Source organism: Ancrocorticia populi, assembly GCF_003123745.1.
Lineage (GTDB): Bacteria > Actinomycetota > Actinomycetes > Actinomycetales > Actinomycetaceae > Ancrocorticia > Ancrocorticia populi.
The window spans coordinates 429148-441932 of sequence record NZ_QETB01000004.1; the positions used below are offsets into that span (position 1 = coordinate 429148).

Sequence of the window (12785 nt, forward strand, 5' to 3'; positions counted from 1 at the left end):
TCAACTCCCAAGGTAAGCCACAATTTCAGCGGCTGCTTTTCGACTGGCCCACCGCGCCCCCACCGTGGATGCACTTGGTCCATAGCCAAGAAGGTGGAGCCGTTGGTCCGCAGCCACTCGTGTTCCATCCATGAGGATACCGCCCCCGGATGTCCGAAGCCCAAGCGGCGCTAGATGGCGCAGCTCCGGGCGAAACCCCGTGGCCCACACAATGGCGTCCGCTTGCCAAAAGGCAGTGTCATCCCACCGCACGCCATCGGCTTCAATCCGGGAGAACATCGGCCACCGCTTGGTGAGACCACGCTCATGAAGCGACCTAGTGAAATCATTCGTGGGAAGGCCAGTCTCCGCAACCACCGGAAGTGGCCTCAAACCCGCCTCCACCCGAGCGCGCACGCGTTCTTCTACGCCGCGGCCGGCCTCCGGCGTCAATGCCCCCGATTCTTCCGTGATCTGCGATTTCCACCGCGGGGGCGTCCGGGTAACCCAGCGAATCTTCTTGGCCACTTGGTCCAGATCATCGATGTGGTTGAGCGCGCTGATGCCTCCGCCAACCACCACAACCCGTTTGCCCTCCAACACACGCGGGGCGGGAAAGTTCTGCGAGTGGAACTGCATTCCGCGAAAGCTCTCTGAGCCCGGGTAGTGAGGAATGAAGGGCCTGGTCCATGTGCCCGTCGCATTGACGATCACATCTGCGCTAAACGTGCCCGCGGTGGTTTGAATGTTGAGGGAAGTTTCGTCGTCGTTCTCAAAAACTCCGGTAACCATCACGGGACGCAAGATTGGAAGGTCAAACGCATCCTCAAAATCCCCGAAGTAGGTTCCCACCCAATCGGAGGCGCGTACACTCGGGTCAATTTCGCCGGCCGGGAAGTGCGGCAAATCGGCGATGTGGTTGACGCTACCCATGGACAAGCTGGGCCAACGATGCTGCCACGCGCCTCCAGGGCGATTCTCCGCGTCTAGGACCAGATAGCTGCGCCCACGAACCTCCTCGCTCCCCACGTAGCCCACAAAGCCGCGCTTCCGGAGTTCGTAAGCCATCGCGAGTCCCGCCTGGCCCGCTCCGATCACCACCACATCCACGCGGTGGGGCTGCGAGGGAAATGGAGTGTGCGGGAGCTTCCATACGGGTAGGCCATCGCGTTCGGCAGGAACCCATGCGCCGGCGGGCAAGCGCTCACCCACCGAGCTAGATGACGCATGCTTCCCCATAACGTTAAGGATACTGGCCCGGGCGGCAGGGGGAGAAAAAGGTGGTGGAGGTGGGCAATAGAATTTGGGTATGGAACTTGATGATGCGTATCAGCTGGCCCGCGAACTGCTTGACTCCCATGGCCTTGAGGAGTGGACGGTGACGTTTGACAGTGCGCGCCGGCGTGCGGGGCAAACTGTTTTCCCTACCTCGACTATCAGCCTGTCTAGCCCGCTCACCCAACTGTGCACACCCGAGCAAGTACGCGGAACGGTCCTCCATGAAATCGCCCACGCCCTCGTTGGGCCCGGGCATAACCACGATGGAACGTGGAAAGAGGTAGCCCAGAGTATCGGCGCATCGCCGCGTGCCCAGTTCAAAGGAGGCCCACAAGTTCCTGCTCGATACATCGGCATTTGCCCAGCGGGCCATACGGTTCATCGCCATCGCAGGTCCCGAAACCTGCAGTCATGTGCCAAGTGCTGTCCGGAGTTTAATCTTGATTACCTCATCACGTGGCATGATACGCAGGTTCCCGCATGGCTCTGAAATGGGTACATTAAAGACGTGAATGTGGCCAAGACCAGCGGGCGGCCCAACCTCCGCGCCCGGCGCAGGCGGGAAAGCCTCACCGCATACCTCATGTTGAGTCCCTCCCTCGTAGGAGTAGGTCTCTTTCTCATCGTTCCGTTCCTGTTAGTTTTCGTTATCTCGTTGACCAACTGGAACCTGATCAGCGATCCAAGCTTTGTGGGCTTGGCGAACTACGAATGGCTGTTCTCAGGTAACGCATTCGGTAAATCTCTACTTGTCACGCTGGTCTTCACGGCGATCGCCCTTCCCACCTCGATCTTCCTCGGGCTCCTCATCGCGATTGGGCTGAACCGGGGGCTTCCCGGCTCCGGATTCTTCCAGCTCCTGTATGTGCTGCCGTGGGTTTGCGCGCCGCTAACACTGGGGATCGTGTGGCGCTGGATGCTGGATCCCTCGAACGGAATCATCAACGCAATCCTTGGCACGCGTATCGAGTGGATGAGCAACACCAGCATTGCCCTGCCCACCGTGGCTTTCGTGTACGTGTGGCAAAACATTGGCTATATTTCCCTGTTTTATTTGGCGGGCCTTCAGGCGATCCCGGTATCCCTTATCGAAGCCGCCAAGCTAGATGGGGCGGGATCATTCCGGCTTCTCACCAAGATGTATATGCCGATGCTCCGGCCCACCACCTTCTTCGTTCTGATTACCACCTTCATTTCCTCTTTCCAAGCGTTCGATCTGGTGTACGGACTAACCGACGGCAAACCAGGATATCCTGGCGGTACCACCAATCTAATTGCAGCGAACATCTACCAGACGGCCTTCCGCGGCGGGAACCAGCTTGGGAAGGCCTCCGCCATGGCCGTTATCCTTCTCGCCATCATCTTGGTAATCACGTTTATTCAGCAGCGGTACTTCTCCAAGCGCACCGTGTACGAGTTGGACTGAGGCCGATGACTGTAACAACTCCCTCCGCGAAGGACACGCGCACCATTCGCCAGAACAAGCACCGCACCCCACGCTGGTGGATTTCGGTGATCCTCACTTACGGCTTTCTGGCCGCCGGCTCCATCCTCATGCTGGTACCTTTCCTGTTTTCGGTGATGACCAGCCTGAAAACTCCGCATCAGTTTTCTAGTCAGCCCCCGCTCACCCTGCCCGATCCACTCACCTTCGAGAACTTCACTGCCCTGTTCTCCGGCTCGAACAATTTCATCGTGCCGCTGGCGGTGACCGTGCAGGTGGTTGCGGCTTTGACGGTTGGCCAGATGGTCTTTTCGGTGCTGGCTGCTTACGCGTTTGCTAGGTTGCAGTTCCCGGGGCGCGAGATTATCTTCTGGGCGTACATCGCCACCCTCATGATTCCACCCATCGTCATCATGATTCCCCTCTATTCGATGGTGTCACAGGTGGGAATGCGCAACTCTTTTGCCGGCATAGTCGTGCCCTTCCTCCTTGGATCGCCCTACGCAATCTTCCTCTTGCGCCAGAACTTCCAAGCGGTACCACAAGAGGTATTGGACGCCGCCAAGCTGGACGGTGCGGGGCATTGGCGGACACTGAGCTCCATCGTTCTCCCGATGAACCGCCCGATCCTCGCCACCTTGTTCCTCATCACCGTCGTAACTCAGTGGAACAACTTCCTCTGGCCCTCCATCATCGCGCCAGGCAAGGAATGGAATGTTCTCACGGTGGCCACCTCCGCCCTACAGACTCAGCACGCCGGGAATTGGACTCTGGTTATGGCGGCCACGACAATCTCACTGTTGCCGCTTGTCTTGCTGTTCCTGGCCTTCCACAAGCAGATCGTCAATTCCCTCGGGATTTCGGGACTAAAGTAGTGAGCTTTAGCCCGGAGGCTGGAGTAAACGGCTTCATTACGGCTAATGTGGGCTAAGTAGACGCTTTCGAAGCCTTACATCTACGATTTATTTGAAGATTCAAGGAGATACAATGAAGCCAACGCGCCACTCCTTTGGGCTCGCAGCAGGTGTTGCTGCAAGCCTCGCGATGGTACTTGCCGCCTGCTCTCCCGCGAGCAATGACAGTGACGACGATTCCACTGGAGATAGCGGATCCGGGGACAAGACCACCGTCACGTTCCGCCTCTGGGATGAAGCGGCAGCTCCCGCATACGAGGATTCTTTCGCTGAATTCGAGAAGCAGAACGAGGATATTGAAGTCAACGTTGATGTGGTGCCGTGGTCCGAGTACTGGAGCCGCATCCCACTGGACATCAACTCCGGGGATATGGCCGATATCTTCTTGGTGAACTCCTCCAACGTTGCCCAGTATGCCGATAACGGCAATCTGATCGACGTTTCCCAGGCCCTCGGCAACGATCACGATGAGTGGGAGCAGTCCGTTGTTGACCTGTACACGCGCGATGGCAGCGTGTGGGGCGTGCCGCAGCTCTGGGATTCCATTGCCCTGTTCTACAACAAGGACACGGTTGCGGACGCGGGCGTTGACGTTGAAGACCTCACGTGGGCACCCGGCGCCGGAGATGACGATACTCTCCTCCCCGCCCTTCAGAAGCTCACCGTTGACGCTGACGGCAACACCGCTGATTCAGCGGGTTTTGATGGCTCCGACGTTACTACCTACGGCCTGAATGCTCAGGCGGACATGCAGGCAATCTACCTACCGTGGCTCGCTGAGAATGGTGCCCAGTATCAAGACGAGAGCACGGATGAGTTCGCGTTTGCGTCCGAAGAGGGCGTTGAGGCGTTCCAGTACGTGATCGATCTGATCAACGAATACAACGTTGCGCCCTCCGCGGCTGATACCAATACCAACGGTGATCTGGCCCGCGACATGTTTGTTCGGGGCGAGCTCGCACTCTTCCAGTCCGGCCCATACAGCCTTCCCGCGATCGCTGAGGGTGCCACCGAGATCGATTGGGGCATCGTCCCGATGATCGCCGGCCCTGAGGGCCGTGTGGGCACCGTTCATGGCGTGGCTGCGGTTGGAAATGCGGACACTGATAACGAAGATGCCACGGTTGAGGTTCTCGATTGGCTCGGCTCCGCTGAAGGTCAGGCACCTCTAGCCGAGCAGGGCGTTTCCTTCCCCGGCGCCGTTGACGCCCAGCAGGCGTACGTGGATTACTGGGATGAGCAGGGCGTTGACGTGAGCCCGTTCATCGAAGCAGCCAAGGGCGATACGGCCCGCCCGCCCGTGGGCCCCGCCGTTGACGCCGGCACCAACGCCTACACCCCGCTTCTCGCGGACCTCTTCCTCGGGACCGACGATCTTGCGGCTGGCCTTCAGGAGGCCCAAGACGCTGGTAACGATGCGATGGAGTAAGTAGCTACTTACGTAAGTGGGCGGTCAGGGATATTCCTTGGCCGCCTACTTTTTTGACGACGACGAATTCATCGCGCAATTTCTCTTACAATCCCATCGGCGCCCGCCTCAACAGCCTCCAGCGTGGCGATGAAGTCACCGGTATACCAAGGATCTGGCACATCGTATGTTCCCTCAGACGAGTAAAAGTCCGAGTAGCCGCCCCTATGCTTGGGCTTTTCTGGGCCAAGCACTCCGCCCGGGCCGTAGCACCCTTCGGGGGCGATCGTGGCCGTCCCATCAAACTCGCGCCACAGGTGGACGCGCTCTAGGGGGACATCTAGGCGCTCAAGCATCGGGCGCAAGGTGCGGGCGTGACCAACGGTCATCGCGAGAATCAGTCCGGAGGTTGTGAGTTCTTCGGGGGTGGCACGATGCGCCTGGCGGGTTGGCACCCGGTAGCCATTTTCCATAAGAATGCGGGCTGCCGGCGGATAGATCGGGTTACCAGATTCTTCGCTGGAAACACCGCAACTAGCAATGGCGTAGTTGCTAATTCCGGCCTCATCGAGGCGCTGTTTGAGCACTACCTCGCCCATCGGCGACCTGCAGATATTTCCTGTGCATACCACAAGAATTTGGGGTAAATCGTTGAGTTGGGCTTGAAGCACGGTTTCGGTCATGCGCCCATGGTACGAGTTACTTGGGCAAAGCCGCGAATGCCTTGTCGAGCCGGCGCTGAAATGCCTGTGTTGGTTCCTGAAAAAGCTCGACGGTAGGCTTAGCGCGGCCCGGGCGCCAAAAGCCGATAGCCGTCCCTCCCGAGATGATCGATTTGCGGAAGACACCATTATTGCCGGGAACTAGAGCGTCCGCGTAGGCCTGAGGGATAGTCATCCACCTGCTGGCGTAGCCCAGAATGAGTTCATCAAAACCGGGCAACGCGAGCAGCGAGCGGCCCACCGAACCCACCCCCAAACCTTCGTAACGTTCTAGGACGGAGTTGTGGACCCAGTACGTTTCGTCGTCGACGATAATCGCAGTCAGCTCCCCGGCACACTCCTCAATCCCGGCGTCAATTTCGCGAAGCGGGAGCTGGCTCCACCAGTTGAGATCCTTGCGGGAGGCGGGGCCGTGGGAGCTGAGGTAGCGGGGCACGATCTCAGCCACTGCCGCCGCGCGATCAAGCTGGCGGGGTTGTGCAATCCAATCGTCGGTGAGCACGAAGAGCTGCTTGCCGTCCTCCCCAATCGGCCCCTGAACGAGTGTTCCTTCAACGCACAGGTGATGAAGGAGGTAGTAGGCCCAAGTCGAATCGGTCAGGAGGTGGCGTTCCTTCCACGCGTCGAGCAGGGCGTCGCGAGAAATAGCGCGAGCCTCGTGGAGCAGTTCAACCGTGGCATCGCGGACGAAATCGATGTGGTGGGCCTCAATACCCCGGTCAAGCCTCCGCTTCTCCTGCCCGAGCAGGCGCGGATGGGCGGTCAGCTTGAGGTACCACAGCAGATCCTCGGCGGGAAGCACATGGAGGGTTCCGCGCTGGGGCCAAGACCGAACAATGGCGCCGCACTTGAATGCGTCGCGGACCTCGCTAAGGGATCTAGAGTTCGTGCGCAGTGCTATCGAGGTGAGTGCTCCGGGGAAATCCTGCCCCTGCATGCACATCATGGCATTCACTGCCTGGGTGGGTGTGCTCCATGGATCGCCCACCAGCCGCTGGGCTACGAGGCGCAGCTGAGATATGCGCCGGCGCTGAGCTACGGTGCTCATGAGGTGGTTCCCTCCCAATCCGAGCGGAGAATGGCCATGATCCGATCATCGATATATTCGCCATCGAAGCGGAATGCCTCGCGGCAGGTCCCCTCATACACGAATCCAGCCTTCTCGTAGGCCCGGCGGGCGCGGGGGTTAAAGGCGAAAACCGTGAGACTGATGCGGTTGAGGTTGGAGTTGGCGAAAGCGTAGTCGATCGTCAGGCGCGTGGCTTCCGAGCCTAGACCGCGATTGCGGCCCTGGGGTCCGATGAGGATCCGGAAGTTGCAGCTCCGATCGGCCGGACTCCATTCATTCAGCACGGTTTCGCCCACGCACCGGCCTGTTTGCACATCCACAACAGCAAGGTCTAGCCGATCCGTTTGCTCTGCCCGCGTGCGGTACCACTCCACGGTTTTTGCATCGAGGGTGGCGGGTGCCGAACGCGCTTCCTCAGTTGTGTTTGCCGAACCGGTCAGGCGGATCATCTCCGGATCAGCCAGAATCGGGCCCATACACTTGATATCAGCCTCCGTGTAAGGACGCAGAATCACCTGCTCACCGGTGATCGTGGGCTTGTTGAGGAAGAGAGCCTCAGGTATCTCAGGCATGGTATCCATAGTGCCAATACTATGAGAGCGCACAGGGTTGGCGATACGAAGTCACGATACGCGCCGGATGCCAGCATCAGAAGGATCATGAGGACATTGCCGATACCAGTGGCTGCGGGTTGCGTTAGCTCACGGTAGACGGATCGTACTCATGCAAACGTATCAGCAAGATTGTACTCGGCAAGAAAATGCCCTGTCACTGACTGAGGATTCTGTGCAATCTGTTCCGGACTGCCAACGGCCACGATACGGCCACCCTGTTTTCCCCCGCCGGGACCCATGTCTATCACATGGTCGGCGTTCGCGATCACATCGAGATCGTGCTCGATCACCACAACGGTGGCCCCGCGTTCAGTCAGGCGCTGGAGCACCTCAATGAGCGTCCTGACATCCAGAGGATGGAGGCCAACACTCGGCTCGTCAAGAACGAAAACTGAATCAGACTGCTCACGGTGGAGCTGGTTGACCAGCTTGAGCCTCTGAGCCTCGCCGCCGGACAACTCCGGGGTCGCTTCCCCCAGCGTCAGGTATCCCAATCCCAGATCGTCGAAGGCCCGAAGCCGCCTAGCTACCTTAGGAAGGGCTGCGGTCGCTCCGATGGCCTCGCTCACCGTCATTCGCAGAAGGTCGGGCAGGTTCACGCCCTCACGCTGGTAGCGGGCAGCCGCCGGAGCGAACCGTGAGCCGCCGCACTCCGGGCATGGGATCTCCACGTCCGGCAGGAATTGGACGTCTAGCGAGATCTGGCCCGTTCCCTCACATCTCGGGCAGGAGAGCGAGCCCGTGTTGTACGAAAAGTCTGAGGCCTTCAGCCCATCCTCCTTGGCGCCTTCCGTGCTAGCGAAGGCGCGGCGCAGCTCATCCATGACGCCGGAGTAGGTGGCCACCGTGGAGCGCACGTTGACGCCGATAGGAGTTGCATCGACAACGTGCACCTTCGTACCTTCTGCGACATCCAGTATCTCAGCGTGTGAGGGCAGCGGAGCGCCCTGCGCCAGTGCCTGGATGGCCGGGACCAGAGACTCGAGGATCAGTGTGGTTTTGCCCGATCCGGATACCCCCGTCACCGCCGTGATCTTGCCCCGCGGGATCCGTACGTCGAGTTCATGAACCGTGTGAAGGGGCCGAGTGACGAGATGGATGAATTCGCCGTCGTGGTCCACGTTTCTTTCCCGCACCACGACCGGCTCGGTGCCCGCTAGGAACCCGGCCACCCGCGATTCTGGGGATTCTTCGATCTGCGCGGGCGAGCCCTGAGCGATGATAGTGCCTCCGTAAACTCCCGAACCCGGACCAATTTCGATGAGGTGGTCGGCGGCGCGCAGCACTTGAACGTCGTGATCCACGAAGACCACAGAGTTGCCGTCTGCGAGGAGATCCCGCATGATGCCGATGAGCCCCTCGACGTTGGCCGGATGAAGCCCGATCGAGGGCTCGTCAAGCACGTAGAGCACGCCGGTGGTGCGGTTGCGGACGGCGCGGGCCAGCTGGACGCGTTGGCGCTCGCCGGCGGAGAGTGTGGAGCCAGCCCTGTCTAAGGAGAGGTAGCTCAACCCCAGCTCGAGGAGGCGGGCAGCCATACTCTCGAAGGTGTCTGTTAGCCCGTCCGCCATCTTGCGCATGTCCTGGGGCAAAGCGGGCGAAATCGTGGGAACCCATGCCACCGCCTGTTCCAGCGTCATGGACGTGACCTCGGCGAGATTTTTCCCGTTGATCTGCGGAGCGCGGGCCGCTGAGGAAAGCCGAGTGCCGTGACACTCCGGGCAGGTTCCCGAGCTGAGGAAGCGCGAAACCCGCTTGAGTCGCTTCTCATTATCCGCGCGCTTGAGCTCCTCGGTCACCGTCAGCCGAGCATTGCGGAACGTGAAATCAAGATCGTGGACGCCCTTGCGGCTGGTGATCGTAATGTGCTTCTTTTCCTCCGGTCCGTTCAAGACGATCTGATGTTCGGCCTCGGTGAGCTCGTTCCACGGCACATCCGTTCGCACCCCAAACTCTCGGACAATGTCGGGCTGGACGTTAAATCCGAACATGTTCCACGGAACCACAGCCCCGTCGTCAATGCTCAGGGAGGGATCGGGCACCAGTGTGGCGTCATCGACCTGGCGGACCACGCCCGTGCCCTCGCACTTCGGGCAGGCACCCTCTGAATTGAACGCTAGCGCTTCAGCGCCGGGCGGGTCCACCGCTGCCCCGCAAGTGGGGCAGGTAAACTGGCGTTCGGCAGCCACGTTGATAGTTGGCGGGACGTAGTGCCCATTGGGGCACACGTGAGAGGAGAGGCGCGAGAACATGAGGCGCAGGACGTTGAGAAGCTCGGTCGAGGTCCCAAATGTCGAGCGCACGCCGGGAACACCCGGGCGCTGGCGCAACGCGAGCGCAGCTGGCACGTGTTCCACGGCACCAACATCAGCCCGCTGTGCCTGCCCCATCCGCCGGCGCGTATAGGTGGAGAGCGCCTCGATGTAGCGCCGGGCCCCCTCCGCATACAACACGCCGAGGGCCAGCGAGGACTTGCCACTGCCCGAGACCCCGGCGATGCCCACAAGGCTATTGAGCGGAACACTCACGTCAATATTCTGCAGGTTATTGACCCGGGCACCGCGGACTTCAATGTGATCGGGAATGGAGTGGTTCGAAGTGTATGAAGCCATACGCCCATCGTAAAACTCAAAAATCGGCATACGCCACACTCTCACTGCCGGCACGGCACGTGGACGGATGGTCCTGCGGGTTGAACGACGATCGAAGGAGGCATGGTGGCGGCCACGGCTTCGCATGGCCAGGACATCGCCGTCAACAAAAATCCCCGTAGAATCGCCAGCACACTCCCCAATCGCTCCGGCTAAGATAGAGCAGGTGAGACCCCGATCACGGATGTGAGTTGAGCCAGTGAAGCAAGAATTAGATGAGCTTGTCGCGAGCGTCGCAGATGCAGTGCGCTGCGCGGGAGCCAGCGTGGCGAGCTGCGAATCCCTGACCGGCGGGCGCATTGCAGTGGCACTCTCCTCGGCCGAGCAGGCCGCCGATTGGTATCGAGGCGGCATCGTCGCATACCAATCCGGGCTGAAGCATGGTTTGCTGGACACTCCCGATGGGCCAGTGGTCACCGCGGACACGGCAACACGGATGGCATATTCCGCAGCGCAGCTCCTCCATGCGGACTATACGGTGGCCGTGACGGGCGTTGGCGGGCCGGATCCGCAAGAGGGTTGGCCGGCCGGCACTGTATATATTGCTACTAGCACGTACGGCGAATCATCGGGAGCAGACCTGCACCACTTCGATGGCGGGCCGATCGAGGTTATGAAGCAGACGGTCCGCGGGCGCTCGAAGCACTCCTCGCGCAGATCGTCAGCTCCACATCAGAGTAGGGTCAGCCGTTTTTTCCGCGCCCCAGAGTTGCTCCGTAAATCACCAGCACGATGATGGACCCCACGATTGCCAAGACCCATGACTGAAGCGACCAGAATTCGTCCAAACCAGCATCGAAGATCACGGATCCGAGCCAGCCTCCGAGCATTGACCCAACTACTCCCAAGATGAGGGTGGCGAACCAGCCTCCACTCTGCTTACCCGGCAGGATTAGCTTCGCAATCGCACCGGCAATCAAACCTAGAATCAGAAACGCTATGAAACCCACAGATCTCCCCTTTTCGATTGGACGTGCTATCGCTTCATGGTAATTGAGCCCAGACGGAAGGGCAAGAGGCGTGATCGCGAGACTACCGGGCCAATACCGGGCAGCTACCGCGCCGCTTCCGACCCAGCGTTGAGTTGGAACACGCTTCCTGCCGGGTCTGCCACGGTAGTGCAACGCCCAAATGGCGAATCCATGGGACCATCGAGTACTTGGCCGCCGAGTTCTCGCACGCGTGCAAGCGTCGGCTCGGTCGCCTCAATCTCAAAATAGAGGCGCCAATGCGAGGGCGTTCCTGCGGGTAGGAAGGCGCTGGCCTCGCAGATCCCCGCACAGGCCTTCATCCCTTCCCCGTTGGTGACGTACCGGACTCCGGCGCTCTCAGTTTCGGCTGGCATGGCAACGATCTCGAACTCAAAGACATCCCGATAGAACGCCACCGAAACGTCAAAGTTGCTAGTCATGAGCTCGAACCACACAGGCGTGCCTGGCGATCCAGAGAACGTGTAGCCCTCAAAGCCGTGCGATTCCCACAGTCCAACGATGGCGCCGGTTGGGTCCTCGATAATCGCGAACGCGCCAAGGCCCGGCATCGTGACGGAACTGGAGAGGACCGTGGCGCCGTGGGCCACCGCGAGATCCAGGCGGGTAGCCATGTCCTCGACGGCCAAGAATACGTCCCACCGATCAGGTATGGGCGTACCGTCCGGCATGGACATCCCCGCCACGTCCATGAATCCAGCGATGACGTTGCCGCCCTGAGAGACCAGCTCATAATAGCCGAACTGCTCACCCTGATCCTCGAATACCCAGCCAAAAAGTTCACGGTAGAAGGCGCGGCTGGATTCGGCATTGTTTGACCCAACGTCGATCCACGTTGGGGTTCCGGTTGGTCGCGGCATGATCTTCTCCTTTGTCCGCAAGTTGTCCCTAAAATGTAGCGGGCGTGCGAAGTTGGGAATTGTCCGATTGTGCGCTTTTTGATAACGACGACGGAAACTCGCTTAGTTTCGCAAACTGGCGAGCGCGGACAGCAGTGGGACATTATGTGGATCGGCTGGCGCGAACCGTAGGACAATCTGGTGCGGCGGTGCGGCTGGTGTTACCGGACGGCGGTGCACGGCTACGAGCGGCTGAGACGGCGCTAACTGATCAAGGGCGTCAGCATCCGCGAGCATAGATACCGCTAGAAGCCACGGGTTATGTAGGCACGTAGGAAGCCGGACGGGGCCGCCCCCGGCCAGCAGCATTCCCGCGGCGGGCAACCCAATAGGGACCGGACGCGGATACCAGCCAATCCACGTGTGGCGGGGCATCCGCAACGTTTCAGCCGTGAGATCTAGGTGCACGAGAACTCTCGGTTGGCTTGGGTCGGTCACCTCGAATGGGCTCACGGGGTGTTCGGCGATATCCACGGCTAACCTCCTGAGCGCCGCGGGTGCCGTTCCTACGGCGTCTCGGAAACGGCGGCTGAAGGTGGAAAGAGAGGAAAAGCCAACTTCGGCGCACACATCGATAACCGGCTCATCTGTGACCATTAAGAGGCGCTTTGCCTCAGCGAAACGCAACGCAGCAAGATACTCCATCGGGGCCAAGCCTGTGGCTTCGGCGAACAATCGGGAGAAGTGATACCGGCTGTAGCCCACATGATCGGCCAGGTCGGCAACCGACAACCCATCAGAGAGGTGCCCCCGCATCAAACTGATCGCGCTCGCAACAAGTTCCGGGGGATCTTTCCTCTCTCCTCGTGTCATGATCA

General features: G+C 60.1%; 13 protein-coding genes. 5 read left to right on the forward strand and 8 right to left on the reverse strand.

What is annotated here, in order from left to right:
- Entirely contained in the window at positions 1-1218 is a 1218-nt protein-coding gene (locus tag DD236_RS09015; RefSeq protein ID WP_109094024.1) for an NAD(P)-binding domain-containing protein, read from the reverse strand.
- 70 nt (positions 1219-1288) lie between these two features.
- On the opposite strand from DD236_RS09015, the gene DD236_RS09020 reads away from it, so the two are divergent.
- The 4 genes from DD236_RS09020 to DD236_RS09035 all read left to right on the forward strand — a co-directional run bounded on the left by DD236_RS09020 (position 1289) and on the right by DD236_RS09035 (position 5044).
- Positions 1289-1747, forward strand: a complete 459-nt coding sequence (locus DD236_RS09020; RefSeq protein WP_109094025.1) for a SprT-like domain-containing protein — start codon at positions 1289-1291, stop codon at positions 1745-1747.
- 18 nt (positions 1748-1765) lie between these two features.
- Positions 1766-2683 carry a carbohydrate ABC transporter permease gene (locus tag DD236_RS09025; protein ID WP_243410197.1) on the forward strand — a complete coding sequence of 306 codons (918 nt, stop codon included), beginning with the start codon at positions 1766-1768 and terminating at the stop codon, positions 2681-2683.
- A gap of 5 nt (positions 2684-2688) precedes the next feature.
- Positions 2689-3576, forward strand: coding sequence for a carbohydrate ABC transporter permease (locus DD236_RS09030; protein ID WP_109094026.1), 888 nt, complete (start codon positions 2689-2691; stop codon positions 3574-3576).
- A 112-nt stretch (positions 3577-3688) separates the two neighbouring features.
- Positions 3689-5044, forward strand: coding sequence for an ABC transporter substrate-binding protein (locus DD236_RS09035; RefSeq protein ID WP_109094027.1), 1356 nt, complete (start codon positions 3689-3691; stop codon positions 5042-5044).
- Positions 5045-5112: 68 nt separating this feature from the next.
- On the opposite strand, the gene DD236_RS09040 is transcribed toward DD236_RS09035, so the two are convergent.
- The 4 genes from DD236_RS09040 to DD236_RS09055 form a co-directional block, all read right to left on the reverse strand.
- Positions 5113-5706, reverse strand: a complete 594-nt coding sequence (locus DD236_RS09040; protein WP_109094028.1) for a low molecular weight protein-tyrosine-phosphatase — start codon at positions 5704-5706, stop codon at positions 5113-5115.
- Between the two features lie 16 nt (positions 5707-5722).
- Positions 5723-6793 carry a winged helix DNA-binding domain-containing protein gene (locus DD236_RS09045; RefSeq protein WP_109094029.1) on the reverse strand — a complete coding sequence of 357 codons (1071 nt, stop codon included), beginning with the start codon at positions 6791-6793 and terminating at the stop codon, positions 5723-5725.
- Positions 6790-7395, reverse strand: coding sequence for a GNAT family N-acetyltransferase (locus DD236_RS09050; protein ID WP_207785766.1), 606 nt, complete (start codon positions 7393-7395; stop codon positions 6790-6792). The genes DD236_RS09045 and DD236_RS09050 overlap by 4 nt, the downstream gene beginning before the upstream one ends.
- 140 nt (positions 7396-7535) lie before the next feature.
- A complete protein-coding gene (locus DD236_RS09055; protein WP_109094119.1) occupies positions 7536-10040 on the reverse strand; it encodes an excinuclease ABC subunit UvrA in 2505 nt (834 codons plus the stop codon).
- Positions 10041-10278: 238 nt separating this feature from the next.
- On the opposite strand from DD236_RS09055, the gene DD236_RS09060 reads away from it, so the two are divergent.
- Complete coding sequence (locus DD236_RS09060) at positions 10279-10815, forward strand: CinA family protein (RefSeq protein ID WP_109094031.1); 537 nt, start codon at positions 10279-10281, stop codon at positions 10813-10815.
- On the opposite strand, the gene DD236_RS09065 is transcribed toward DD236_RS09060, so the two are convergent.
- The 3 genes from DD236_RS09065 to DD236_RS09075 form a co-directional block, all read right to left on the reverse strand.
- Positions 10763-11029 (reverse strand): GlsB/YeaQ/YmgE family stress response membrane protein, encoded by a 267-nt coding sequence (locus DD236_RS09065; RefSeq protein WP_109094032.1) that lies wholly within the window; start codon positions 11027-11029, stop codon positions 10763-10765. The genes DD236_RS09060 and DD236_RS09065 overlap by 53 nt on opposite strands.
- Positions 11030-11133: 104 nt before the next feature.
- A complete protein-coding gene (locus tag DD236_RS09070; RefSeq protein ID WP_109094033.1) occupies positions 11134-11928 on the reverse strand; it encodes a VOC family protein in 795 nt (264 codons plus the stop codon).
- A 102-nt stretch (positions 11929-12030) separates the two neighbouring features.
- Positions 12031-12780, reverse strand: a complete 750-nt coding sequence (locus DD236_RS09075) for a helix-turn-helix domain-containing protein (protein WP_109094034.1) — start codon at positions 12778-12780, stop codon at positions 12031-12033.
- Between the last annotated feature and the right edge of the window lie 5 nt (positions 12781-12785).

Excerpts from the sequence above, each read along its gene's own strand:
- DD236_RS09015 (WP_109094024.1), bottom strand. The coding sequence starts at position 1,218 with ATGGGGAAGCATGCGTCATCTAGCTCGGTGGGTGAGCGCTTGCCCGCC.
- DD236_RS09020 (WP_109094025.1), top strand. The coding sequence starts at position 1,289 with ATGGAACTTGATGATGCGTATCAGCTGGCCCGCGAACTGCTTGACTCC.
- DD236_RS09030 (WP_109094026.1), top strand. The coding sequence starts at position 2,689 with ATGACTGTAACAACTCCCTCCGCGAAGGACACGCGCACCATTCGCCAG.
- DD236_RS09035 (WP_109094027.1), top strand. The coding sequence starts at position 3,689 with ATGAAGCCAACGCGCCACTCCTTTGGGCTCGCAGCAGGTGTTGCTGCA.
- DD236_RS09040 (WP_109094028.1), bottom strand. The coding sequence starts at position 5,706 with ATGACCGAAACCGTGCTTCAAGCCCAACTCAACGATTTACCCCAAATT.
- DD236_RS09045 (WP_109094029.1), bottom strand. The coding sequence starts at position 6,793 with ATGAGCACCGTAGCTCAGCGCCGGCGCATATCTCAGCTGCGCCTCGTA.
- DD236_RS09050 (WP_207785766.1), bottom strand. The coding sequence starts at position 7,395 with ATGGATACCATGCCTGAGATACCTGAGGCTCTCTTCCTCAACAAGCCC.
- DD236_RS09055 (WP_109094119.1), bottom strand. The coding sequence starts at position 10,040 with ATGGCTTCATACACTTCGAACCACTCCATTCCCGATCACATTGAAGTC.
- DD236_RS09070 (WP_109094033.1), bottom strand. The coding sequence starts at position 11,928 with ATGCCGCGACCAACCGGAACCCCAACGTGGATCGACGTTGGGTCAAAC.
- DD236_RS09075 (WP_109094034.1), bottom strand. The coding sequence starts at position 12,780 with ATGACACGAGGAGAGAGGAAAGATCCCCCGGAACTTGTTGCGAGCGCG.